The organism is Burkholderia sp. FW306-1C-G01B, from assembly GCF_058781685.1.
Genome location: NZ_JBYSWZ010000019.1, coordinates 33,181 through 57,717, shown reverse-complemented (window position 1 = coordinate 57,717; position 24,537 = coordinate 33,181). Strand labels below are relative to the sequence as shown.

The window sequence follows — 24,537 nt, the reverse complement described above, 5'->3', positions numbered from 1 at the left end:
GCGATGTCACCGTGCTATTGGTCGAACTCAGGCCCGTCGACAGCGAACTGATGCCCGTGGACGTCGACGTCGACAGCGACGTGATCGAACTGTTGGCCGACGAAACTCCTGTCGACGCCGAAGTCGACAACGACGTCACCGTGCTATTGGTCGAACTCAGGCCTGTCGACAGCGAACTGATGCCCGTGGACGTCGACGTCGACAGGCTGTTAATCGCCGTGTTCGTCGCGAACAGCTGCGAACCGTTGATCGCATCCGTGCTCGTCGCCGATACTCGCCCTGCCGCAACGTTCGTCACCTGGCGTTCCGCGCCCGGCGCACCCACGCTCACCACGCTCGAAGGCGTCGTGCCCGCGTAGTTGTACGTCACGCCGCCGATCGTGCCCGTGGCCGTCGGATTCGCCGCCGCCGTCACCGAACCGGAACCCAACGCCACGGCGTTCGCATTGTTTACTACAGCGCCAGAGCCCAGCGCCACGCCATTCGTCGCGGCCGTAACAACGCTCGCCGTATCGCCCATTGCCAGGGAACCCGCGCTGGCGGCGGTCGACGTATTGCCCAGGGCAACCGATCCCTGACCGGTTGCCGTGTTGCTGTTACCTTCCGCGATCGCGCCCTGCCCGTTCGCCGTATTGTTCGCGCCGACGGCCACCGCGCCCGTGCCGGTCGCGCTGTTCGGATCGCCGATGGCAACGGCACCGTTACCGCTAGCGGTCTGCTGGCTACCGATCGCAACCGCCCCGGTACCGCTCGTCACGCTTGATTTGTAGCCGATCGCCGTAGAGCCGGTACCGGCAGCGGCGGCAATTGTATTCGTGTCGCCAAGCGCTACCGTCGAAGCTGCAGCTGCCGTTGAGGTATTGCCAATCGCGACGGTAGTGGCGCCGCTCGCGGTCGACGCATTGCCGGCCGCGAAGCTAGTTTGGCCTGAGGCTACGTTAACGCGCCCCAGTGCGAGCGCATTTGCGCCGGTAGCTGTATTGAAATTTCCCAGCGCGACGGACTGAATGCCGGTTACCGTATTGCGCATCCCGTAAGCGTCATAATAATTAGTGTCACCCGCCACGCCAACCACGTTGGCAACACCAATTGCCTCTGTGTTGTTACCGCCAGCGATATTGTTAGCTACTCCGAACGCCAAATTAGTTATACCAGACACGGTGTTTCCCATGCCTATCGCTGTCGAGGCATACCCAGTGTCTGTAGTATTTACAAGATTATTGGCACCAAATACAACATCCGTCGTCCCCAGGGCGGGGGTTGCAGTAGATCCGACAATATTTGAATAACCAACTGCAACCGCGGTTTCTATATAGCTCTGATTGTTTTGTCCCACTACCACATCATTGTTGGCAATAGCAGTATTAGAAATACCGCTCGCATATGAGAATTTTCCGCCGGCTCTGTTATTGTATCCAAGCGCGACGGCATCGACTCCGCTAGCTGTCGAGGAATCCCCAATCGCAATAGTGTTCTGGTTTGATGCAGTGGCATTGGTACCTATCGCCGTGTTGAATCCAATTATGCCGCTGGATGCGAGCGCATTAACCCCAATGGCAATGCCATTGGCTGCCGAAGCAGTAGCTGCCGTACCCAAAGCCACTGAATTTGTGCCGCTGGCCAATGCATTAAATCCGAACGCACTACTTGCCTGTCCCGAAGCCGTCGTCTGCAAACCGACACCGGTTGCCCATTTGGCAGCGTCCGCACCCAAGCCAATCGCCGTGCCGCCGGCGCCAGTAACGGTCGTGTAAAAACCGTACAGCGTGACACCAAAATTGTTATTGCCGTTGGCCGAGCAACCCGCAACCGTGGAGAAGTTGCCGTTACCGTCCGTGATCGCGCGGCTGGTGTAGTTGGTCGTGCCGTCCGGGCCAACGCCGGAGCTACCGCACGCCGAGCCGCCCGCGACCGCGCCCGCACCCACTCCGATCGTGCTGGCATAGCCACCTTGAGCAGCCGCGGTGAGCACGGCGGCCGCAACGGCCTTTACGACGGTCGACTTGTTCGATTTGCCCCGCGCCATGGCAAGTTCCGACGCCGCAACCCACGTCCCAAGCGCCTCATTCCAGATAGTTCTGTATGACCTATTCATTTTCGCCACCTCATTGGCTCATGCGCTGTCTCACGACACAGGCGTAGATTTCTCGCATCGGCCTATAATATTAAGCAGGACTTCTTATTAAATTTCCATCAACCAAACGACACTGCTTCACCCCGGGTGTTATAGAGCGGTGCTTGTCGCGCCGCGAAATTCCGCGCTTCCGCTATCGCCTGGAACTGAAACCCTTTCCTGAGTGTGCCGCAACACAATCCAGTATCGGATTGCCCGACCGTGTTCCCACCCTGCCCGCGCTATCACCTTCAACAGTGCGCCGGACCGCTCACCTTCCGCCTCGTCTTGCACGGCTGCACCACCCTCGTCCGAATTCCAGTCGTTCAGCCCAGCCGCGATACCCGCCTGGTAAGCCCGCCGCGCGCGCCCCCTGCTTGCGCCGTCAAGGTGTCGTGCCAACAGTTCGAAAACAATTGACTCAATCGCATTGACACATGCGTCCGCGTCTTCAAGACCGTTGGGGGACGTAGCGTGCAGCAAATGAGTCAGCATCTGACTCGACTGGTCCAGTCTGTACGCTTCGGTTGCAAACATCGAATCCAAGTTTCGCCTGTTCATCTCATTCCGCCATTTGCAAATATCGCGCTTCTCTGGCCGCTCAATCGAATCAAAATCCAACAAAAAGCCAACGATAACTTGACTCGTTCGATTTTCTATATGCGCTGACTCCCATTGAAAAAGTGCAATCACTAATTCCCTTTCATTGCACCGCGTATCTCTCGCATCTCGATCCCTGATCTATCCAGCCCACAGCCGGCAACCGGATCGCATCTGACGATTGTTGTGTATTAGCAACAAGCACGCTCGACCAACGATCACAATCCAAATCCCTACGATTCCCCTACAAATCTGTCGGTACAAATTACCGACTTGACTGATTTTCGCTCCATAACGAGGTAACACCTTCCTCTCAAACACCTTATCGGGCCTGATTCTTCTTCCGTTTCGTCTAATCAGGGGTCTGAACATAAACGTTCCTTTGTATCAAATTCGTAGAAACGGCCCTCAGATCGCTGTCAGCCTCCACTGACAAGGATCGTCACTTTCCGATTGACCGTGGAAATAAAGGAACCTTTTTGTCCAGTAGAATCCGCGACGCCACCTCGTCAGTTAACTCTTCTTAACGATTGAGCTGTTTTGTCAGGAATTGCGTTTCACTATTGAAACGTTTTTATTAGTCTTGAGCGCCACCTTTTAGGGTTTTCACCAACAACTATGCATTTTTATCAGATGAATATTTAATCGCGCAAAAGGCCAAATTACGTTTTCAGGTCCGATCTGGCTTCGACGCACCAGGGGATGAGGCCGGTATAAGCAGGCGAAACGAACTGAAGACCTCGGTCAAAGACAACCAAATATCTGCCACCTAATCAGTCCGGCAGGAAACCTACTCTAATGAGAGATGAAGTTGAGTACGTTGATCACAGAACAGCAAGTCCTCCGACAAACGGCACTCCAACATGATGCGACCGTGTCCGCACATCAGAGGCAGCAGGGTCTTACATCGGATTTGGCTGGCTTGGGGCGGCGGACATGATAGTCGGCTATGCACGTGTTTCCACGGATGAACAGAATCTCGAGCTTCAAATAGATGCGCTGACCCGTGCAGGCTGCGAGTCAATCCATACTGACCAGGGGGTTTCGGGTGCAGATTTTTCGCGACCAGGTCTCGACGCTGCCCTCACTACGTTATCTGCCGGCGATACGTTGATGGTCTGGCGCTTGGATCGCCTCGGCCGATCATTAAGCAAACTGATCGACTTGGTCACCCATCTCGAGGGCAGAGAAATTCAGTTCTGCTCAATCATGGAATCAATCAACACCAACTCCCCCGGTGGGGTGCTGATTTTTCACCTGATGGCGGCGCTCGCGCAGTTCGAACGTAGCCTTATCAGCGAGCGCACCCGCGCAGGAATAGCAGCCGCGCGGGCTCGGGGCAAACCGATCGGTCGCAAACGAGCACTTGATGATGAGCAGCGCGCGCAGGCTCTGAGCTTACTGAAGCAGAACTCGATTACGGATGTCGCCGCTCGCTTCAAGGTCCATCCACGCACCTTGAAGCGCATTCTGGCCAACGGGAATTGACACATTCCCGCATCAAGTCCAGACAGTGACTCCGCTGGGCGCAGGACGAGCGCTCGCCGTTGGCCCGGAGGTAGTCCGCGCGCTGTGTTCGGCGGGCCCCCGGACGGCGCAGCTCGGAGCCAGCGAAAATAGTCACGAGATGCCGGATTGACACCGTCGGAGATCAGCCAACGAGCAGCCGAGTCGAGTTCAGTTTCGAGTGCAGACTTCGTGTCCCGAATCGCTCGCACCTGATCGCCCGACGGTGACCTGCCTGGGTTTTCCGGACGCGATCTAGCGCCGATCAATTCAACAAATGCCCGCCACTCGCCAACAGTCGCAGCAGCTCTGAATGTGCCTTTGCAACGATCAGACGACCAAACAGATCCCGCTGAATATCCAGAAGCCACGGCTCCATGAACCGCTCTCGCACGCAATTCCGTAGAGCCAGCAGCTTCAATCTCGGAGGCCAATGGATTTACGTCGAAATCGAGTTTGCCAAGGCTCACTTTTATCAGGGCCTCCGAGGTCGTCGCGTTGCTCATTCAACGAACAATCGCCGTTGCCTCATGGTTGCTTATTCGAATTGTGCAGATGAATGGTTTTCGACATTGAAAATCAATGTCATCTTCACTATCGCAGACAAAGCAAAGCCGCTATATTGGAAGCGCGATACCTCCGATTGCAAAATCATCCTACATAAATTTATCCGATCACGATGGTTGCCATCTAAGCCGCGCCTTGCAAGCTATTGAATAGCATAAATCTAATTATCAATAATACATTAAATATTGCAAATTATATGTCAACGACAAATATTGCCGAGTCTGTTCGATCGCTGATTGCACAGCCTTTGACTCAACAAAGTCCATCATTTCTGGGTGAATCGCAGACCGCGGTGCAAGCCGGTGTCGATGCAATGCTTCCGAATTTGTACCCAGCAATTTCACACTGTGCGAAAACACCTGAAGGGGCAGCGTCGTTGTTGTCGGTACTTCATTCGTCGGCCGTCAATCCCGACCTTCTGTCGTCTGACCTCAGTCGTGTCTTCTCCGGAGGAGAACATCGTGTCCGTTGATTCCGCTAACACAACCGACGGCAATTCTTGAACATGCTCGTCTCTCGATAGTGACTCATCGCGCGCAGCGCAGCGTCGCAATGACTTGACCGACGAAAAATTGAATCTGGGGCTGCTTCTAGGAGGGTGCGATGCATGCGAATGGATTCGATTGGTAGATCAGGACGCTCGCCATTTAATTAACACTGCTATTTTATTTTTCTAACCCGTCGTTGCCGCTCCTTCTCGAGCTTCGGCTGACGCGCTAGCGGAATCAAAGGACAGCACGAACACATTATCAAAATAAACGGACATCCGAGCGTTCGGACGTTGCCGGAACGCAACGCCTGGAAAAGCGTTTGAAACCGCTGCTATGCCTTATTTCGCGCCCCCGCTCGCGGCCGGCAACAGCGTCGTGCTGAAACCGTCGGAGAAATCGCCGCTGAGTGCGCTGCGGCTCGCCGCGCTCGCGAACGACACGCGCTACGGGCTCGCGACATCGGTGTGGACGGCAAACCTGACGACCGCGCACGAAACCGCGCGCCGGCTGCAGACCGGCACGGTGTGGTGAACGGCTACGAGGAAACTGACGACATGAACTTCCCGTTCGGCGGCTTCAGGGAGTCGGGCAACGGGCGCGACAATTCGCTGCACACGCTCGAGAAATACACGGAACTGAAATCGCCGATCATCCGGCTTCGGTAAGACGAACGCGCCGCGCTCGCAGCGCAGGATCGCATGCGGGTATGCGAGCCGGATTCAGCGCGGAGGAATCCGTTCCGGTCGCTGCATGACTGCAATGCGGTCAGTTTTCGTGCACGCCTGCGAGCCAATCCTCGATCCGCAGCTCCGGGACTCGTTCGAATTCGCGCATGTCATGCGTGACAAGCACCAGCCGCCGCGCACGCGCCTGCCCTGCGATCAATGCATCATATGGGCCGATCGGTGTTCCTGCCGCGGTCAAATGCGCACGAATTTCGCCGGCATGCTGAGCATCTTCCGCGTCGAACGACACGACCTCGAACTGAAGCCCTTCCACGCGCGCCAGATTGGCTGCCACTCGCTGACTTTTGTAAGCTCCGTAATAGAGCTCATGCGCGACGATCGCCGGAATTCCGAAGTCCGCCGGTCGATGCGCACGCAGCCTGGCCAGCATGGCCGGCTCGCCTTTGAGAATGGCGATTACCGCGTTGGTATCCAGCAGAAACTTCATTCAAACACGTCCAGTCCCGGGCGCTCTTGAACGTCCGGCTGGGTTGTTGCAGCGGCCTCGAAGTCGGCGTCGACCGGGCCGATCAGCGGTGTCAGCCATGCCCAGTCTTGCGGCACCGGCTCGAGAATGACGGACGCCCCGTGGCGGCGAATCCGAACCTCGGTCGTCTCGAAGCGGAAATCCTTCGGCAGCCGGACGGCCTGCGATCCGCCATGCTTGAAGATCTTGGCAATATCCATCTTCACGCCCCCACGTATCTACAAAATGTATCTATTTTATCAACTAAGCGTGAGGATGACGAGTCGTCCGATCGGCCTGTTGTCGGTGGGTATTTCGGCCATCGCCCCGCGCCGTGCGTCGCGATATCGGCAATCCGTCCCCGACATGAACCGCGGCCGGATTCGTTCCCGCCAGGAAACAATCAATCGCCACCCGACGATTCACCTCCCAGTCCGCACGCTCTAGACTGTCGCATCGTTCCCTTTCCGGACCCACGCGATGACCGACGCCCTGCCGCTGACCACCAATCCCGATTCGGGCCTCCAGTACCGGCTGCGCCCGGCTGCCGGCCGCCCCGCCGCCCGCCTGTTGCTGCTGCATGGCGTCGGCGGCAACGAAACCAACCTGCTGAACATTTCCGATGTGATCGATCCGCGCATCGAGATCGCGTTCGTGCGCGGCCCGCTGACCTTCGGGCCCGACCAGCACGCGTGGTTTCCGGTGCGCTTCGGCCCGAACGGCCCCGAAATCGACGCGGCCCGCGCGGACGCCAGCCGCCTCCAGTTGATCACGCTGCTGCGCGCCTTCCGTGCGCAGGACGGCGCGGGCTCCGCGCTGCCGGCTGTGATCGCCGGCTTCAGCCAGGGCGGCATCATGAGCGCGAGCGTCGGCCTCACGTCGCCGGCCGACGTCGCCGGGTTCGCCGTGCTGTGCGGCCGCATCCTGCCGGAAATCGATCCGCTGATCGCGCCGCGCGATGCGCTTCGCCCGTTGCACGCGCTGATCGTGCACGGCCGCTTCGACGACAAGCTGCCCGTCGCATGGGCCGACACCGCCGATGCAAAACTCACGGCGCTCGATGTCGCACACGACACGCGGCTGTATGCGGCCGGGCACGAACTGACTCAGGAAATGGCCGCCGATTTCGGCCGATGGGTCGGCGAACGCACCGGATTGAACTGACCGCACCGGTAAAGCCGGCCCGCGAACGGACCGGCCCCCGGCGCGCACCGTCACGCGTTCTGCGCAGGATCTGCGACGACGTGCACGGCCGCGGGTGCGGCAACCGCCCGCTCACGCTCGGCACCGCGCTTCGCGAGCTTCCAGCCGATGACCAATGCGAGCACGACAACCGGAATCGTCGCGACGGTCCACGTACCGCCCGGGTAGTCGAACGCCATCAGCACCAGCACGCCGACGAGGAATGCGAGCGTGAGCCACGAAGTGAACGGCGCGCCGGGCATCCGGAACGACACGGCCTTCAGCTCGCCGCGCTCGACCGCGCGGCGGAACAGGATCTGGCTCATCACGATGAAACCCCACGTCGTGATGATCCCGAGCGACGCCATGTTCAGCACGATCTCGAACGCCTGGGCCGGCACGATGTAGTTCAGCGGCACGCCGATCGCATTGATCGCGACCGTGATCAGGATCCCGCCGTACGGCACGCCGCGCGCGTTCATCCGCGACACGAAGCGCGGCGCCGACCCGCCCATCGCGAGCGAGCGCAGCACGCGCCCGGTCGAATAGAGACCCGAATTCAGGCTCGACAGCGCGGCGGTCAGCACCACGACGTTCATTACCGTGCCAACGTACGGCACGCCGAGCTTGCCGAAGAACGTCACGAACGGGCTTTCATGCGCGCTATACGCGGTCCACGGCAGCAGCAGCGTCAACAGCACGACCGAACCGACGTAGAACAGCGCGATGCGCCACATCACGCCGTTGATGGCCTTCGGCAGCACCTTGCGCGCATCGGCGGTCTCGCCCGCCGCGACGCCGACGAGCTCGATGCTCGCATACGCGAACACGACGCCCTGCACGATCAGCACGGCCGGCAGGATGCCGTGCGGAAAGATCCCGCCGTGATCCGCGACGAGGTGAAGCCCCGGCATCTGGCCGGCGACCGGATGGCCGCTCGCGAGGAACACGGCGCCGACCGCGAGGAACACCGCGAGCGTGCCCACCTTGACGAGCGAGAACCAGAACTCCATCTCGCCGAATACCTTCACACCGATCATGTTCATCACCGACACGATCCCGAGCGCACCAAGCGCGAACACCCACTGCGGCACGTCCGTGAACACGGCCCAGTACTTCATGTAGATCGCGACCGCGGTGATGTCGACGATGCCGGTCGTCGCCCAGTTCAGGTAGTACATCCAGCCCGCGACGAACGACGCGCGCTCGCCCATGAACTCCCGCGCATACGACACGAAGCTGCCGCTGGTCGGCCGGTGCATCACGAGCTCGCCGAGCGCGCGCATGATCAGGAACGCGAACACGCCGCAGACGAGATACACGAGCGCCAGTGCGGGCCCAGCGCTTTGCAGGCGCCCGCCCGCGCCGAGAAAGAGGCCGGTGCCGATCGCACCGCCCATCGCGATCATCTGCACGTGCCGCGGCTTCAAATGCTTCGCATAACCGGCTTCGTGCGACGCGAACATCGCGTCGGGATCGGCATGACGGGAATCCGCGCCGCCGGCCGTATCGGCCGGCCGCTCGCTGGTGTATTTCATGTTGTGTCTCCGTTTATTGATGTGTCGCGCCCCGCTCCGGGGCGCTTTTTGAACGGCCGCGCGCAGGCCGCCGGCGGCACGCGCCGGCGCCGCGCGGCCGGTGTCAAAGCGCGCGCGGCCGGATCAGCGCTTCGGGTTGCAGCGCGTCGTCCAGTTGCGCTTCGGTCATCAACTGGTGATCCAGCACGACCTCGCGGATCGACTTGCCGCTCTCGTGCGCCTCGGCGGCCACGGCGGTCGCGCGCTTGTAGCCGATATACGGGTTCAGCGCGGTTGCAAGCGCGACCGAGCGCTCCATCGTTTCGCGCAGCCGCTCGGGATTCGCGGTGATCCCGCTCACGCACCGCTGCGCGAGCGTCGTGCATGCGGCCGTCAGGTGGCTGAAGCTGCGGAACAGCGCGCTGGCGATCACCGGCTCGAATGCGTTGAGCTGAAGCTGTCCGGCCTCGGCGGCGAAGGTCACGGTCAGGTCGTTGCCGAACACCTCGAACGCGACCTGGTTGACGACTTCCGGGATCACCGGATTCACCTTGCCGGGCATGATCGACGAGCCGGCCTGCACGGGCGGCAGGTTGATCTCGCCGAACCCCGCGCGCGGGCCGCTCGACAGCAGCCGCAGGTCGTTGCAGATCTTCGACAGCTTGACGGCGATCCGCTTGAGCACGCCCGAGACCTGCACGAACGCGCCGCAATCCTGCGTCGCCTCGATCAGGTTCGGCGCGGTGCTCAGGTCGAGCCCGGTGATGCGCCGCAGCGCCGCCAGCGCCTTCTCCGCATACTGCGGATGCGCGGTGATCCCCGTGCCGATCGCGGTCGCGCCCAGATTGATCTCGCGGATCAGCCAGCCGGCTTCCTGCAAGCGCGCAATGTCTTCCGTCAGCATCACCGCGTACGTCGAGAATTCCTGGCCGAGCGTCATCGGCACCGCGTCCTGCAACTGCGTGCGGCCGAGCTTCAGCAGGCCCGCGAACGCGTCGGCCCGCTCCGCGAACGCATCGCGCAGGCGCGCCATCGCGTCGAGCAGGTGCTCGACCGCGAAGCACGTCGCGACCCGGATCGCGGTCGGGTACACGTCGTTCGTACTCTGCGCGAGATTGACGTGCTCGTTCGGATGCAGATATTCGTACTGCCCGCGCGCGTGCCCCATGATTTCGAGCGCGCGGTTGCAGATCACCTCGTTCGCGTTCATGTTGGTCGACGTGCCGGCCCCGCCCTGGATGACGTCGACGACGAACTGGTCGTGCAGGCGCCCTTCGCGGATCTCGACGCACGCGGCGGCAATCGCATCGCGATACGGCTTCGGCAGCAGCCCGAGCTCGCAGTTGGCGTCGGCCGCGGCTTCCTTCACGGCCGCGAGCGCCATCACGAGGTACGGCAGCGTCGCGATACTGCGGCCGGAAATGTCGAAATTCTCTTTGGCGCGCAGCGTATGAACGCCATAGTAAGCCGCATCCGGAATGCTTCGTTTGCCTAAAAGATCCGCTTCGACGCGGAAGCCGTTTTCTGCCATCGTGCCCCTCCTGGGTGTCTCGTGCCGCTCGTCGTGCGCCGCTTCCCGACGCGACGGGTTCGCATTCTATGCCTTTGCAAAAACAAGCTCGCCTCTGTATTATCGAAAGCGGTTTTGCGTGGGACGCAACAGCGAGAATCGGATGAAAAAAGGCGTGAGAGAGACAGGCATCGATCACCTCGGCGCGATGCGCGCGTTCGTGAGAGTGGTCGAAACGGGGAGTTTTTCGGCGGTCGCGAAGGAGATGCACGTGTCGACGTCGACCGTCGCGCGCAAGGTGACGGCGATCGAGGAAACGCTCGGCGTCGCGCTGCTGCACCGTTCGACGCACAGCGTGACGCTGACCGAGGCCGGCCACATCTACCTGGAGCGCTCCATCACGCTGATCGCCGATCTCGACGACACGCTGCGTGTGGTCGCCGAGCTGAATGCGCAGCCGAGCGGCCCGCTGAAGCTCACCGCGCCGGTCGCGTTCGGGCGCCGCCACCTCGCGCCGCTGATCGCGCCGTTTCTCGCGCGCTACCCGACGATCCAGCTCGACGTGCGGCTCACCGACAACCACAACGACCTGGTGGCCGGCGGCTTCGATCTCGACATTCACGAGGGCGAGAACTACCTGGACAACCTGGTCGTCCACCGGCTGTCGCGCAACGACAGCATCCTGTGCGCAGCGCCCGGCTATCTCGATCGCTACGGGCGCCCGTCGGCGCCGGACGACCTGAAGCACCACAACTGCCTGCGCTACGTGCACCCGGAAGGCGATCCGCGCTGGGATTTCGTGCACGGCGACGCGCGGCACAGCGTGCTGCCGGCCGGCAATCTCGTCACCGACCATTCGGAGCTGCTGCTCGAAGCGACCTGCGCGGGGCTCGGCATCGCGGAGTTCGAGATCTGGCTGGTGCGCGACCTGCTCGCGAGCGGGCAACTCGAAGCCGTGCTGCCGCGCTACCGGCTGCAGAACCGGCTGACGGGCGAATTCATCTACATCGCGTATCTGGCGAACCGGCGCAGCTCGGCGAAGCTGCGCGTGCTGAAGGATTTTCTCGCGGAACATCTCGCGCAGATCGGCGAACTGTCGGACGTCGAGCTGGCGAAGATTCGCGGCGCGCGCGCGTAGCGCCCGCGTTGGCGTTGGCGTTCGCGTCGATCAACTAGCGGGCGGGCGCCGATGCGCACGGCCCGGTTCGCGGGCCGACGGCATCGGTGATCGGTGTAGGGACGACGCTCAGGCAGGCTGCAATTCGAACGGAAACGTGGCGTGCCCGATCTCGACGCCCTGCGTATTGAGCATCCGCGGCCGGTGGAAGCCGGCCAGTTGCGCGCGCTGCGCGGACGTACCGATCTGCAGCCGCTCGAGAATCTCGCTGACGACCATGTAGAGCACGTCGAGATTGCCGTCCTCGATCTTCACCGAGATGCCGAGCGCGCCGTCGGCGCCGAGCCGCCGCGTGTTCTCCGATGCACGCACGCCGAGCCCGTAGCACGCATCGGCGCCGAGCTTGCCGACCACCTGCCCGTCGAACGCGTTCATCAGCACCGTGCAATAGCGCCCGTCACCGGCGACCAGTTCCGGATGCGCCGTCATCGCACGATGAATGCGCGCCAGCGCGCGAACGCGATCGCCGATCTCACCGCCGCCCGCTTCCACCGTGTCCGCGCTGTCGGCCAGCGATGCGTAGAGACGCGCCAGCCGATCCAGCGAAAACGCGGGCGTCGGCAGGTTGCACCCGTCGATCGCCCAGTCGACTTCGTCGTCGCGCAAGCCGCACGCATCGGCCACGACATGCTTCACGCGCACCTGCATCGGATGATCGGGCAGATGGTAATCGGCCATCGCGGCGCCGATCGCCTGCGCGCCGGCCAGCATCCCGACGTGCTTGCCGGAACAGTTGCTGCACACGCCGGTCGGCGTGTAGTCGCGCTTGATCCACGACCGGTACACCGCGTCGGACAACGGCGGATGGCCGCCGCACCGCAAATCCGATTCGTGCGCGGCGACCTTGGCGAGCATCGCCCGCGTGCGTTCGATGTGCCGGTCCTCGCTGCTGTGCGACGCGCACATCAGCGCGATGTCCGCGTCGTCGAAGCCGAAGCGCTCGGGCGCGCCCGTCTCGATCACCGACAGCGCCTGGGCCGGCTTGGCCGCCGAGCGCGCCAGCGTCATCCGGAACGGATCGCCGAACCGGGCCAGCAACCTGCCGCTTGCATCCACCACCGCCACATGGGCGACGTGCGTGTTCTCGATCGCATTGCCGCGGTACGTGACGACCGCTGCGCGTTGGATCTCCATCGTGTCCTGCCTCCTCCTTGCTCGGGCCTGGCTGCCGGGGCCCGTCCAACCGGTACGGAAGTGTATCGAGTCGTCGCCGCCGCGCGCCGGCTGGGCAATGGAAAGCGGTGTTGCATGCCACGCAAAGGCAACCTCGTTGTGACAAGACCTGACCGATTCAGCACAAAATCATTCAAATTCACTTCTGTTGCGCACACCATTCCGGGACGCACGCCGATCCCGACGGCGCAGACATACGCGCGAACCTGCCCGCGCGCCGCCAGGATGATGCGGCCGCACACGTTCGCACGTTCACGCGAGGTGGTAGCGCAGCCAGAAGGTCTCGCGACATGCGTTGTCGAACGTCAGCCGCGACGGGCTGATCGGCTGTGCATCGGGATGGCGGAGCACGTCGTAGTCGATCCAGCATTCGGCGCACAGCAGGTCGGACGGCGCGCGGTCCTGCTCGACCGAGCGGCGCACGATCGCGCCGTTGTCGAAACGGTATTCGGTTTCGTCGCGCACGACCTCGACATCGTCGTCGGTCCAGCGGTCGTGCGACGTCGCATGCGACACGATCGACACGGGCCCTGCGAGCCCGTGAATCGCGGCGATGTAGGAAATGAGCTTGTGCATGGCGAAGAGGCGAACTGGCGGATGGCCGCTTCGCGCGATGAATGCGGCGCGAAGCGGACCGAGCGGCGAGTATAGCCGCGCGCCGATGACCTTGCCGCCGGCGGGGTTTCGCGCTCGCGCGCTACGCTTCCAGCGCAAGCAACGCGAACGTCGCGAGCCAGTGCTCGCCCATGTAATCGCCGGCCACGTGCGCGAGCGCGCTCGCGAGATGCCGGCCGGCCGCGTCGAGCAGCTTCGCGCGCCGCGCATCGCCTTCCCGCAGCGCGCCGGCAAGCGCACGCTGGCACCACGCGCGGCTCAGGTTCAGCCCGTCGAGGTGTGCGATCTTGCCGTCGCTGCGGTCGCTGACCGTCGCCGGCTCGAACAGCGTCGCCGGCTCGCCGCGCGCGAGATCCGGCAAAAAACGCGCGAACCAGCCGTCGAATTCGGCTGCCGGCAGCACGCGCCGCATCAGCTCGGCCTCCATCAGCGCCGGCGACAGGAATTCGTCGCCCGACGGCTCCCACGCCTGGCACGCGACGTCGTCCAGGTGCCAGCGCTTCGCGGTGTCGACGATCAGCGCCGCGAGCCCGTCGCGCTGCGTGTCGCGTGCGAAGTCGAGCGTGAGCGCCAGCGCGAATGCGGTGTTGAAGTGCGTGCCGACGCGCAGCGGATAGGTCGCTTTCGGCAGGAAGGACTCGAAGCGCGACACGAACAGGTCGGTGAGCGGCGCCATCGTCTTCGCCCAGCGCGCGGCCTGCGGCAGCACGCCCTTCAGCGCGAGCCGCTCGAGTTGCGCGGACAGCGCGAGCAGCCACGCCCAGCCGTACGGCCGCTCGAAGCCGCTGTTGTGCGGCAGCGCGAGATACGCGCGCTCGCCGGCGACATTCGCATCGGTGAAGTGCGCGTCGACGATCGCGACGATGCGCTCGGCCTCCGGCAGCGCCGGATAGCGTTCGAGCACGCGCAGCACGAGCCAGTAGCCGTGCACGCACGAGTGCCAGTCGTAGCTGCCGTAGAAGATCGGATGCAGCGCGCGCGGCCCCTGCACGTCGTGCGGACCTTCGAGCGAATGCGTGAGCTTGTTCGGATATTCGCGGGTCAGGTGCGCGAGCGCGAGCGACGCGAATTTCGACGCGAGTTCGGGCGTGAGTCGATCGGTCATGAGGATCTCGTCCATCGAGTCAGAAGCGGAATACGAATGCGTACATCAGCAGCGTGTTCACGGCCAGCAGCAGCACGGCCGTCGGCCATTGCGCCTTGATCACGCCGTTCTTGTCCTTCAGTTCGAGCAGCGCCGCCGGCACGACGTTGAAGTTCGCGGCCATCGGGGTCATCAGCGTACCGCAGAAGCCGCTCAGCATCCCGATCGCGCCGACGATCGCCGGGTTGCCGTGGAACTGGTGGACGATCAGCGGCAGGCCGATGCCGGCCGTCATCACCGGGAACGCGGCGAAGCCGTTGCCCATGATCATCGTGAACAGCGCCATGCCGACCGTGTAGGCCGCGACGACCGCGAACGGCGAATCGATCGGCACCCAGTCCTTCACGAGCCCCGACACCACGCCGCCGACACCGGCGAGCGCGAACAGCGCACCGAGCGCCGCGAGCATCTGCGGCAGGATCGCGGCCCAGCCGACAGCGTCCATCGTGTGGCGCGCTTCCTTCAGCGCATGGACGGGCGAATCGCGCAGCATCGCGAGCGCGACGACGAACGCGACGATCGTGCCGAGCACGAGCGAGATCAGCGTCACGCTCTTCGGGTCGACGAACGGCACGCGCTTCAGCGCGAACGTGCCGATCAGCGTGACCACCGGAATCAGCAGCGCAGGCAGGAACAGCCGGTTGCCGAAACGCTGCGCGAGCGACTCGCGCCGCACGGCCGCCGCTTCGCCGGCTTCGTCCGACTTGCCGCGCCCGAGCTTGCCCGAGCCGGCGATCACCGCGAGCCCGATCGCGAGGCAGCCCGTCACGAAATGCGGCAGCAGCGCGCCGAACAGGAACGTGACCGCGTAGATCGCCCAGAACGCGAAATTGACGACGCGCCGCGGGTTCGTGCGGTCCGTCAGGTTGAAGCACGCGAACGCGGCGAACATCAGCCCCGCGAGCGTGTACAGCGATTCGAGGCCGATCATCGCGCGCCCTCCTGCGCCAGCAAGCCGCAGCCGCGCGCGAGCCGGCGGTCGAGCAGCGCGAGGCGCGTGCAGTGGATCAGCAGCGCGGCGATCGCGGTCGGGATCGCCCATACCGACAGGTGCAGCGGCTCGACGACGATCCCGTTCTGTTCGAGAAAGCCCTTGATCAGCAGGATCGACTGGATCGCGATGAAGATGTCCTCGCCGAAGAACACGGCGATGTTGTCGACGCCCGACGCGTGCGCGCGGATCTGCTGGCGCACCGACTCGGGCAGTTCGCCGTGCCGGTCGACGGCGGCGGCCTCGGCCATCGGCGCGATCAGCGGCCGCACCATCTGCGCATGGCCGCCGAGCGACGTGAGGCCGAGCGCGGCCGTCGCCTGGCGCAGCACGAAGTACAGCATCAGCACGCGGCCCGTGGTCGCCGCCTGCACGCGCGAGATCATCCGCTTCGCCTGCTCCTTGAGCCCGTTGCGCTCGAGCAGCGCGATCACCGGCAGCGTCAGCCAGATGAGGCCCATGTAGCGGTTTTCGGTGAACGCCTTGCCGAACGCGCTGACGATGTCGACGAGATTCAGCCCGCCCGCCAGCCCCGTCGCGAGCCCCGCGATCGTGACCACCAGCAGCGCATTGAAGCGCAGCGCGAAACCGATCACGACGATCGGCACCCCAATCAGCACCAGCATTGCTCCTCCTTGTGTTGGACGCGCGGCGCCTTTGCAGCGGCCGCCTGCCCGGTTTGGACCGGGCTCTGACCGCGAAATCTAACACGAGACTTTATCGATAAAAAGTCGACGATTTGCCGGTTCGGGTAAACGTTGAAGCATGCGGACACCGTGCACGGGCCATGTGTCGGCGGCGTTTCATCAGATGAATCGATCGTCGGTCGGGCGGCGCGGCCGCACGCGTTGCGGCATGCGCTTCCCCGCATTCGCGCGGCCGGCGGCAGCCGGCACGGGCCGCCGCGCGTGGCGGAGCCCCGGTGCGCCGACTAAACTGGAAAGCATCTGCAACGTACGGGAGAGCCGCCATGATTGACGTATTCCAGACCATCGGCAGCCGCGCGTTCTCCGCTCATCTGGCGAAGGACGGGATGGTCACGCTGATGGAACAGCGCAATGAAGTCGACCGCGTGACGCTCGCGACCGCCTATGCCGCGCTCGTCGAGGAGGCCGAGCAGGAATCCGACCTGCTCGACGCGACGGTCGAAGGGATGATGCGCGCGCTGATCCAGGGGTACGCGCGCAGCCATTGACGGCGCGGCCGCGCATCCGGTGCGCGGCCGGGTGCCCGGTTGCGACCGGCTATGCGGCCGGCGTGCCGGCGCCCGCGCCGAACCACCGGCCCGCGCGCAGTTGCCCGTGGTCGGCCCGCGTGAAGATCCTCAGCAGGTTCGATACGGCGCCGTTGCTGTCGCGATCGAGCTGCGCCAGGAACGCTTCGACCTCGTCGCGGCCGGCAAACAGGATCGTGCTGAAGTAGCGTTCGCGCTCGGCGTCGGACAGGTTCGTCGCGCGCAACTGGTACGGATGATGAAGCGCCGCGAACAGGAAGTAGTAGCGCTCGGCGTCGTCGCGCAGCACGCGCACCGCGTCGGGCTCGACCGGAAACTCGCGGTAGAACGACGCGTGCCCGCTCTCGATGTCGATCCGGTACAGCAACCGGCCATCGCGTTCGATCACGACCGGCGCGTATGGGTCGCGGCTGACGAGCGTGGTGTCGGGCGCAGCCATCCGGTTCTCCTCGTTCTTCATGTCGAAGCCGGCACGGTAACATGCGTCCTTCGGCGGCCTGCCGTGCCGAGATCGCATGGCCCCGGCATGCACGACTGCGCCGCCCCGGTTCCGTTACCGCCGGAAACGCCGCACCGTCATCGTCATAGAGGAAACGTACTGGAACAGCACCATGCGCAAATTTTTCGATTGCCGCCGCCCGCGCCGCATGACAGCATTCGGGGCGTCGCCAACCGAAAAAGAATACCGCGCCGCCGGCCACCGATGCCGCCCGGCGGCGCCGAACAGGCAGCCCCTTCCATGAACCCGGCCCATATCCAACATTACGAACCGACCGGAGAATTCCGCTTGTGAACATCGGCATCGTCAACGACCTCCCGCTTGCCGTCGAGGCGATGCGCCGCGCGATCGCGCGTCGGCCCGAGCACCGCGTGCTGTGGGTCGCGACCGACGGCGCGCAGGCCGTCGAACTGTGCGCCGCGCAGCCGCCCGACGTCGTGCTGATGGACCTGATCATGCCGAAATTCGACGGGATCGAAGCGACGCGGCGGATCATGCGATCCGAACGACCGTGCGCAATCCTGATCGTGACGAGCTGCATCGGCGCGAACGCGTGGCGCGTGTACGAAGCGATGGGCGCCGGTGCGCTCGACGCGGTCGACACGCCGCGGCTCGGCGATGGCGCGGCCGGCGATACGACCAGGTTACTGCTTGCGAAGATCGACCAGATCGGCCGCCTGCTCGATGCGCCCGGCGGTACGCGCATTGCCGGTACGGCCACCCGCGCCGGCGGCGGCCCGCTGGTCGCGATCGGCGCATCGGCCGGCGGCCCCGGCGCGCTCGCGTCGATCCTCGGCGCCCTGCCGGCCGATTTCAGCGCGCCGATCGTGATCGTGCAGCACGTCGACCGCGCATTCGCCGAAGGCATGGCGCAATGGCTCGACGGCCAGACGCCGCTCGCCGTGCGCGTCGCGCGCGAAGGCGACCGCCCGCAGCCTGGCGTCGCGCTGCTCGCCGCGACCGACGATCACCTGCGGATCACGCGCGCCGGCACGCTCGAATACACGCGCGAGCCGGCCGCCACGCCGTATCGGCCGTCGGTCGACGTGTTCTTCAACAGCCTGACCGAGCACTGGCCCGGCCGCGTGATCGGCGTGCTGCTCACCGGGATGGGGCGCGACGGCGCGATCGGCCTGAAGGCGCTGCGGATGAAGGGCTACCATACGATCGCGCAGGACGAGGCGACGAGCGCCGTGTACGGCATGCCGAAGGCGGCCGCGACGCTCGGCGCGGCGCGCGCGATCCTGCCGCTCGGCCGCATCGCGGGCGAGCTGGCGGCGCTCGCGCGAATCTGATCCCGACGATGAACACGCGCAACACCCATGCCTGCCCTTGCAACAACCCGCATCGATCATGACTAGCGACCTGACTCGCCCGCCGGGCGGCCCGCATACGCCGCCCGTCGACGTGCCGGCGATGGTGCTGCTGGTCGACGACCAGACGATCGTCGCGGAAGCCGTGCGACGCGCGCTCGTCGACGAGGAAGGCATCGACTTCCACTACTGCCCGCGCTCGGACGACGCGATGGCCACCGCGATCGAGACGCGGCCGACCGTGATCCTGCAGGACCTCGTGATGCCCGGCACCGACGGGCTGATCCTCGTGAAGACGTACCGCGCGAATCCGGCGACGCGCGACGTGCCGATCATCGTGCTGTCGACGCAGGAAGAGCCCGTGATCAAGAGCGCCGCGTTCGCGGCCGGCGCGAACGACTACCTCGTGAAGCTGCCCGATCGCATCGAGCTCGTCGCGCGCATCCGCTACCACTCGCGCTCGTACATGAACCTGCTGCAGCGCGACGAGGCCTATCGCGCGCTGCGGCAATCGCAGCAGCAGCTGCTCGAGGCCAATCTCGAACTGCGGCGCCTCACGCACTCGGACGGGCTGACCGGGCTGTCCAATCGCCGCTATCTCGACGAATACCTGGCCGCCGAATGGCGGCGCGGCACGCGCGAGCGCAGCGAGCTGTCGCTGCTGATGATCGACGTCGACAATTTCAAGCTGTACAACGACACGTACGGGCACGTGTCGGGCGACAGCGTGCTCAAGCAGATCGCGTCGACCATCGAGCGCTGCCTCGGGCAGTCGGGCGATCTCGCCGCGCGCTTCGGCGGCGAGGAATTCGCGGTCGTGATGCCGGCCACGTCGCCGGGCGCCGCGCGGCTGCTCGGCGAGAAGATCCGTCTCGCGGTCGAGGCGCTGCGGCTGCGGCACGCGCATTCGTCGACGGGCAACACCGTGACGATCAGCATCGGCGGCGCGAGCATCGTGCCGGCGCCCGGCCTGCCGACGACCGTGCTGATCGAGGCCGCCGACCGCGCGCTGTACCGTGCGAAGCACGAAGGCAAGAACCGCGTCGAGATCGATGCGTCGGCACCGCCGCCAGGCGCCGGCGGTTTCGGCGCGCCGCGCAACGACTGAGCCCGCACCCCGCACTCCGCGCTCACGCGGCGCCGAGCCGGCGCGCGTAGTCGTTCGCGTCGAGCGGGCGGCTGAACAGGTAGCCCTGCTGCATGTCGCAGCCGATCTGCTGCAGGAACCTCGATTGCGCCTGCGTCTCGACGCCTTCGGCCGTGACCTTCATCCCGAGCGAATGCGCCATCGCGACCACCGCCTGCGTGATCGCGACCGAATCGTGATGATCGGGCACGCCCGACACGAACGAACGGTCGACCTTCAGGTTGTGCAGCGGAAAGCGCTTCAGGTACGCGAGCGACGAATAACCAGTGCCGAAATCGTCGACCGAGATCCTCACGTTCATGTCCGTGAGCGCCTCGAGCATCGGCAGCACGGTGTCCGTGTCGTTCATCAGCAGTCCTTCCGTGATCTCGAGCTCGAGCGCGGACGGATCGAGCCGCGTTTGCGCGAGACAGCGCCCGACCGATTCGACGAGCCCTTCGTGGAACTGCCGCGGCGACAGGTTCACGGCCAGCATCAGGTCCGGCGCGATCGTACGGCGCCATTCGGCCATCTGCCGGCACGCGGTTTCGAGCACCCACTGGCCGATCGCGACGATCAGCCCCGTATCTTCGGCGACCGGGATGAATTCCGCCGGCGACATCGGCCCGAGTTCGGGGCTCGTCCAGCGCAGCAGCGCCTCGGCGCCGACCGTGCGGCCGCTGCGTGCATCGACGACGGGCTGATACGCGAGCCGCAGCATGTCCGACGCGAGCGCGCGCCGCAGCGACTGCTCGATCGCGAAGCGGCGCTGCAGCCGCAGGTTGAGCTGCGCGGTGAAGAACGTGAAGTGGTTGCGGCCGTGCTGCTTCGCGTCGTACATCGCCGAATCGGCATTGCGCATCAGCGTGACCGCGTCGCCGCCATCGCGCGGCGCGACGCTGATCCCGATCGACACGCCGAGCCAGTACTCGTTGTTCGCGATCGCGAACGGCTTCGCGATCGCGTCGATCACCTCGCGCGCGAGCACCGCGAGACGGTCGGGATCGTCGCAGTCCTCGACGAGGATCACGAACTCGTCGCCGCCGACGCGCGTGAGCGCGTGCCGGCCGCCCGCGCAGGCCTCGAGCCGCGCCGCGACGCTGCGCAGCAGCGCGTCGCCCGCGTCGTGACCGGCCGTGTCGTTGACCTTCTTGAAGCCGACGAGATCGATGAACAGGATCGCGACGCGCGCGGGCCCGGCCGCCGCATCGCGCTCGCCGAACAGTTCGCGCATGCGATCGCCGAGCCAGCGGCGATTGTAGAGGCCCGTCAGCGCATCGCGCGTCGCCATGTAGCGCAACTGCTGCTGCGCTTCGCGCACCGGGCCGATGTCGTTGAACGACACCAGCACCGAGTCGGCCTGCGTCTCGCCCGGCTTCACGATCGGCACCGCGTTGCCGCGCACCCAGATGACGTCGCCGTCCGCGAGGCCGAAGCCGACGGTGTAGCCGAGCAGCGGCGTGGCCGTCACGAGCGCGAGCCGGCTCGGCCAGTCGTCCGGCGCGATCGGCGTGCCGTCCTCGCGCAGCTTGCGCAGGATCACCGTCGACAGCCGGCGGCCGACGAGGTCGCCCTTCACGCGCATCATCCGGTTCGCGCTCGGGTTGCTCGCAATCACGACGCCGTCGCGCGACACGACGAGGATTCCTTCATTCAGGCTGTTGACGACGAGCCGGTGATGTTCCTCGCTGCGCGCGAGCTGCCGCACCATCCGGTCCTGGTGAACCGCGAGGCCGACGCTGTTGCCGATATCGCGCAACAGTGCGGCTTCCTCGTCGCTCGGCCGGCGCGGCGTGCGGTGATAGACGGCGAACGCGCCGAGCACCGCACCTGCCTCGTCGAGGAACGGCACCGACCAGCACGCGCGCAGGCCCAGCGGCAACGCGACGGAGCGGTAGTCGGCCCACAGCGGATCGGTTTCGATGTCCTCGACGGCGATCATCCGGCGTTCGTACATCGCCGTGCCGCATGAGCCCGCGGCGGGCCCGATCGACGCGCCGTCGATCGCGGCGCTGTACTGCGCGGGCAACGACGGCGCCGCGCCGACACGCACGTGCACGCCGTCCGTATCGAGCAGCAGGATCGTGCACGACGCGCCGTCGCCGAGCAAAGTCTCGGCGCGCCGGCAGACTTCGATCAACAGTTCCGGCAGCGGTGTGTTGCGCGTGATCAGCCTCAGCACGCTCTGCTCCGACGCGAGCACTTCCGCGGCGAGCCCGAGGCTGTAACGAGAACTTTGCGGTTCGGTATTCAAGTTGAATCCTGCCGTCTGTCCGATCGGGTCTGATGCGCCCGATTCGTTTTCGATCCTTCGTGCCGTTTTCGCTCCGGGTTTACGCCGATGCCCGGTGAGCCCCGTTTGCGCGTCGAGCCAGCGCGCGCCGAAATGTATTTAACACCAATCCGTGACACCCCGCGCGTCCGCGCGCATCAGGGCTTACGCGCGGTTGATGCGCCGCCCGTCAATCCTTCCGGATGTGTTCGGCCAGGAAGTCGATCAGCAGGCGTACGCGCGGCCGCCGGTGTTTTCCGGCCGGCGGCCGCGCCCTTGCCCCCGTTCCAGCAGCCCCCGGAAGCCATCGCGGCCCCGCCAAGCCGCGTTTTCGTATCCGTGATTCAATGTCGATCGAACCGGCGTCGCGCATTCCGGCGGCACGGCGATGTGTGTCCTCATCGAACGACCTTCACTGGATCACCATGACGAACCCTGCCGAAATCAAGGCGCTCGTTTTCGATGTCTTCGGAACGATCGTCGACTGGAGAAGCGGCGTCGCACGCGGCGCCGCCGCCTTTCTGGAACGCCACGCGCCGGCGCTCGATCCGTTCGAGTTCGCCGATGCGTGGCGCGCCGAATATTCGCCGTCGATGGAAGAAATCCGCAGCGGGCGCCGCCGCTACGTGCGGCTCGACGTGCTGCATCGCGAGAACCTCGTGCGCACGCTCGACCGCTACGGAATCGTCGACGTGCCCGACGCCGACATCGATGCGCTCAACCTCGCATGGCACAGCCTCGACCCGTGGCCCGACGCCGTCGCCGCGCTGCACCGGCTGAAGCGGCGCTTCATCATCGCGCCGCTGTCGAACGGCAACATCCGGCTGATGGTCGACGTCGCGAAACGCGCGGGGCTGCCGTGGGACGCGATCCTCGGCGCGGAGGTCGTCCGTGCATACAAGCCGTCGCCGCAGGTGTACAGCGACACGGTCGACATTCTCGGCGTCGCGCCGAGCGAGCTGTGCCTGGTCGCGGCGCACAACGGCGACCTCGCGGCCGCGCGCCGGCAGGGGCTATCGACCGCGTTCGTGCTGCGCCCGACCGAACACGGGCCCGGCCAGACGACTGACCTGGAAGCCGACGAAGCATGGGACTTCGACGTCAGGAATCTGAACGAACTAGCGGATCGGCTCGGCTGCCCGGGTTGAATGCCGGCTGCGCGGTTCGCCCGTTCGCCGCGAGCGCCGCGCGAATCGCCGCCGCTTCCGTCACCGGCTAATCCGGCTCGCCGACGAACCTGAGCCGCCCCGACGCCCCCATCAGCAATTCCCGGTTCGCATCCGCCGCCGCGCGCAGGTAATCCCACAGCGCGGTCACGCGGCGCAGCTTGCGCAGATCCTCGCGGCAGGTCAGCCAGAAGCACCGCGTGACGACCACGTCGTCCGGCAGCACCGGCACCAGCGCCGGCTGCGTGGCCGCCATGAAGCACGGCAGGATCGCGAGCCCGCCGCCCTGCTGCGCCGCGAAATATTGCGCGATCACGCTCGTCGTGCGCAGCCCGGCCGTCGCGCCCGGCACGGCGCGGTCCAGGTACAGCAGCTCGCTGCTGAACGCGAGATCGTCGACATAGCTGATGAACGCGTGCCGCGCGAGATCGTCGGTGCACGCGATCGGCGCATGGTTCGCGAGATAGTCGCGCGTCGCGTAGAGCCGCAACTGGTAGTCGCACAGCTTCGTGAACACGTAAGGCCCGCGCTCGGGCCGCTCGAGCGTGATCGCCAGGTCGGCCTCGCGCTTCGGCAGGTTGACGAAATGCGGAACCGGCAGCAGGTCGACCGTCACATGCGGATGCGCGGCGCGAAACTGCGCGAGCTGCGGCGCCAGGAAAAAGCAGCCGAACCCTTCGGTCGACCCGATCCGCACGTGGCCCGACAGCGCCTCGCCGGTGTTCGCGACCTGGTCGCATGCGGACTGCACGGTCGTCTCCATCGCGTCCGCATACGCGACGAGCCGCTGCCCTTCGGCCGTCAGCGTGAAGCCGCCGGAGCGCGACTTGTCGAACAGCAGCGTGCCCATCGCGGCCTCGAGCGCGCGAACGCGCCGCGCGACGGTCGTGTAGTCGACCCCGAGCCGCTTCGCGGCGCCGCTCGCGCGCTGCGTGCGCGCGACTTCGAGGAAGAAGCGCAGGTCGTCCCAGTTCAGGTTGCCGGAAACCGGCTCGGTGGCATGTCGCATCGGCGTGGAAAAAAGGGCTGGAGTCTCCGGGCCGGCCGTCGATATGCAGAAATGCACATCCAACCGGTTTCTTTATCGGTACATCATGAATCTGCGCATAACTATACTCGACCGTGACCTGCGGACCATGAGCCGCGGCAA

The 24,537-nt window shown here is 64.9% G+C and carries 21 protein-coding genes and 2 pseudogenes; 10 read left to right on the top strand and 13 right to left on the bottom strand.

The annotated features are described in order from the left end of the window. A partial coding sequence (locus AC3WLY_RS30470) for an ESPR-type extended signal peptide-containing protein (RefSeq protein WP_492332742.1) occupies window positions 1-2,095 on the bottom strand: 2,095 nt, incomplete at its 3' end. Between the two features lie 1,554 nt (window positions 2,096-3,649). Here AC3WLY_RS30470 and AC3WLY_RS30465 point away from each other — a divergent pair. From AC3WLY_RS30465 to AC3WLY_RS30450, 4 genes and pseudogenes are all read left to right on the top strand, one after another. Further along, window positions 3,650-4,201, top strand: a complete 552-nt coding sequence (locus tag AC3WLY_RS30465; RefSeq protein WP_492309376.1) for a recombinase family protein — start codon at window positions 3,650-3,652, stop codon at window positions 4,199-4,201. 781 nt (window positions 4,202-4,982) lie between these two features. After that, entirely contained in the window at window positions 4,983-5,258 is a 276-nt protein-coding gene (locus tag AC3WLY_RS30460) for a DUF937 domain-containing protein (RefSeq protein ID WP_492309375.1), read from the top strand. 352 nt (window positions 5,259-5,610) lie between these two features. Continuing rightward, a pseudogene (locus AC3WLY_RS30455) lies at window positions 5,611-5,664 on the top strand (hypothetical protein); the annotation flags it as partial. A 39-nt stretch (window positions 5,665-5,703) separates the two neighbouring features. Further along, window positions 5,704-5,942 (top strand): annotated as a pseudogene (locus tag AC3WLY_RS30450) (aldehyde dehydrogenase family protein); the annotation flags it as partial. Between the two features lie 100 nt (window positions 5,943-6,042). Here the strand turns inward: AC3WLY_RS30450 and AC3WLY_RS30445 are convergent. Further along, window positions 6,043-6,450, bottom strand: coding sequence for a type II toxin-antitoxin system VapC family toxin (locus AC3WLY_RS30445; RefSeq protein WP_492309374.1), 408 nt, complete (start codon window positions 6,448-6,450; stop codon window positions 6,043-6,045). After that, window positions 6,447-6,689 carry an antitoxin gene (locus tag AC3WLY_RS30440; RefSeq protein ID WP_072436899.1) on the bottom strand — a complete coding sequence of 81 codons (243 nt, stop codon included), beginning with the start codon at window positions 6,687-6,689 and terminating at the stop codon, window positions 6,447-6,449. Before AC3WLY_RS30440 ends, AC3WLY_RS30445 begins: the two co-directional genes overlap by 4 nt. A gap of 259 nt (window positions 6,690-6,948) precedes the next feature. Between AC3WLY_RS30440 and AC3WLY_RS30435 the strand changes: the two genes are divergently transcribed. Next, window positions 6,949-7,632 (top strand): alpha/beta hydrolase, encoded by a 684-nt coding sequence (locus AC3WLY_RS30435; RefSeq protein ID WP_492309373.1) that lies wholly within the window; start codon window positions 6,949-6,951, stop codon window positions 7,630-7,632. A 50-nt stretch (window positions 7,633-7,682) separates the two neighbouring features. Here AC3WLY_RS30435 and AC3WLY_RS30430 read toward each other — a convergent pair whose 3' ends face one another. Next, window positions 7,683-9,188 carry an amino acid permease gene (locus tag AC3WLY_RS30430; protein ID WP_492309372.1) on the bottom strand — a complete coding sequence of 502 codons (1,506 nt, stop codon included), beginning with the start codon at window positions 9,186-9,188 and terminating at the stop codon, window positions 7,683-7,685. A 103-nt stretch (window positions 9,189-9,291) separates the two neighbouring features. Beyond that, entirely contained in the window at window positions 9,292-10,698 is a 1,407-nt protein-coding gene (gene aspA, locus AC3WLY_RS30425) for an aspartate ammonia-lyase (RefSeq protein WP_425130790.1), read from the bottom strand. 142 nt (window positions 10,699-10,840) lie between these two features. Between aspA and AC3WLY_RS30420 the strand changes: the two genes are divergently transcribed. Further along, on the top strand, window positions 10,841-11,815 hold the full coding sequence (locus tag AC3WLY_RS30420; RefSeq protein ID WP_492309371.1) for a LysR family transcriptional regulator: 975 nt from the start codon (window positions 10,841-10,843) through the stop codon (window positions 11,813-11,815). A 108-nt stretch (window positions 11,816-11,923) separates the two neighbouring features. Here AC3WLY_RS30420 and AC3WLY_RS30415 read toward each other — a convergent pair whose 3' ends face one another. From AC3WLY_RS30415 to AC3WLY_RS30395, 5 genes are all read right to left on the bottom strand, one after another. Beyond that, window positions 11,924-12,988 carry an asparaginase gene (locus AC3WLY_RS30415; RefSeq protein ID WP_492309370.1) on the bottom strand — a complete coding sequence of 355 codons (1,065 nt, stop codon included), beginning with the start codon at window positions 12,986-12,988 and terminating at the stop codon, window positions 11,924-11,926. Between the two features lie 291 nt (window positions 12,989-13,279). Further along, the gene (locus AC3WLY_RS30410; protein WP_204422694.1) at window positions 13,280-13,603 is read right to left on the bottom strand and encodes a hypothetical protein; all 324 of its coding nucleotides are present in this window, start codon (window positions 13,601-13,603) and stop codon (window positions 13,280-13,282) included. A 121-nt stretch (window positions 13,604-13,724) separates the two neighbouring features. After that, on the bottom strand, window positions 13,725-14,747 hold the full coding sequence (locus AC3WLY_RS30405) for a DUF2891 domain-containing protein (protein ID WP_492309369.1): 1,023 nt from the start codon (window positions 14,745-14,747) through the stop codon (window positions 13,725-13,727). A gap of 19 nt (window positions 14,748-14,766) precedes the next feature. Beyond that, window positions 14,767-15,717 carry a DUF979 domain-containing protein gene (locus AC3WLY_RS30400; RefSeq protein ID WP_072436502.1) on the bottom strand — a complete coding sequence of 317 codons (951 nt, stop codon included), beginning with the start codon at window positions 15,715-15,717 and terminating at the stop codon, window positions 14,767-14,769. Further along, a complete protein-coding gene (locus tag AC3WLY_RS30395; RefSeq protein WP_034179849.1) occupies window positions 15,714-16,403 on the bottom strand; it encodes a DUF969 domain-containing protein in 690 nt (229 codons plus the stop codon). The genes AC3WLY_RS30400 and AC3WLY_RS30395 overlap by 4 nt, the downstream gene beginning before the upstream one ends. Before the next feature lie 344 nt (window positions 16,404-16,747). Here AC3WLY_RS30395 and AC3WLY_RS30390 point away from each other — a divergent pair, with 344 nt between their 5' ends. Next, entirely contained in the window at window positions 16,748-16,972 is a 225-nt protein-coding gene (locus tag AC3WLY_RS30390; RefSeq protein WP_072436500.1) for a hypothetical protein, read from the top strand. Between the two features lie 49 nt (window positions 16,973-17,021). On the opposite strand, the gene AC3WLY_RS30385 is transcribed toward AC3WLY_RS30390, so the two are convergent. Next, a complete protein-coding gene (locus tag AC3WLY_RS30385; protein WP_244137175.1) occupies window positions 17,022-17,471 on the bottom strand; it encodes a hypothetical protein in 450 nt (149 codons plus the stop codon). A 329-nt stretch (window positions 17,472-17,800) separates the two neighbouring features. Between AC3WLY_RS30385 and AC3WLY_RS30380 the strand changes: the two genes are divergently transcribed. Further along, complete coding sequence (locus AC3WLY_RS30380) at window positions 17,801-18,805, top strand: chemotaxis response regulator protein-glutamate methylesterase (protein ID WP_492309368.1); 1,005 nt, start codon at window positions 17,801-17,803, stop codon at window positions 18,803-18,805. 58 nt (window positions 18,806-18,863) lie between these two features. Continuing rightward, on the top strand, window positions 18,864-19,931 hold the full coding sequence (locus AC3WLY_RS30375; protein ID WP_425130788.1) for a diguanylate cyclase: 1,068 nt from the start codon (window positions 18,864-18,866) through the stop codon (window positions 19,929-19,931). 22 nt (window positions 19,932-19,953) lie between these two features. Here the strand turns inward: AC3WLY_RS30375 and AC3WLY_RS30370 are convergent, their stop codons facing one another. Continuing rightward, window positions 19,954-22,203: a putative bifunctional diguanylate cyclase/phosphodiesterase gene (locus tag AC3WLY_RS30370; protein WP_175958816.1), complete on the bottom strand. Its 2,250-nt coding sequence runs from the start codon at window positions 22,201-22,203 to the stop codon at window positions 19,954-19,956. 443 nt (window positions 22,204-22,646) lie between these two features. Here AC3WLY_RS30370 and AC3WLY_RS30365 point away from each other — a divergent pair, with 443 nt between their 5' ends. Continuing rightward, window positions 22,647-23,369, top strand: a complete 723-nt coding sequence (locus AC3WLY_RS30365) for a haloacid dehalogenase type II (RefSeq protein ID WP_492309367.1) — start codon at window positions 22,647-22,649, stop codon at window positions 23,367-23,369. Between the two features lie 67 nt (window positions 23,370-23,436). Here AC3WLY_RS30365 and AC3WLY_RS30360 read toward each other — a convergent pair whose 3' ends face one another. Beyond that, window positions 23,437-24,396, bottom strand: coding sequence for a LysR family transcriptional regulator (locus AC3WLY_RS30360; RefSeq protein WP_492309366.1), 960 nt, complete (start codon window positions 24,394-24,396; stop codon window positions 23,437-23,439). Window positions 24,397-24,537: the final 141 nt, after the last annotated feature.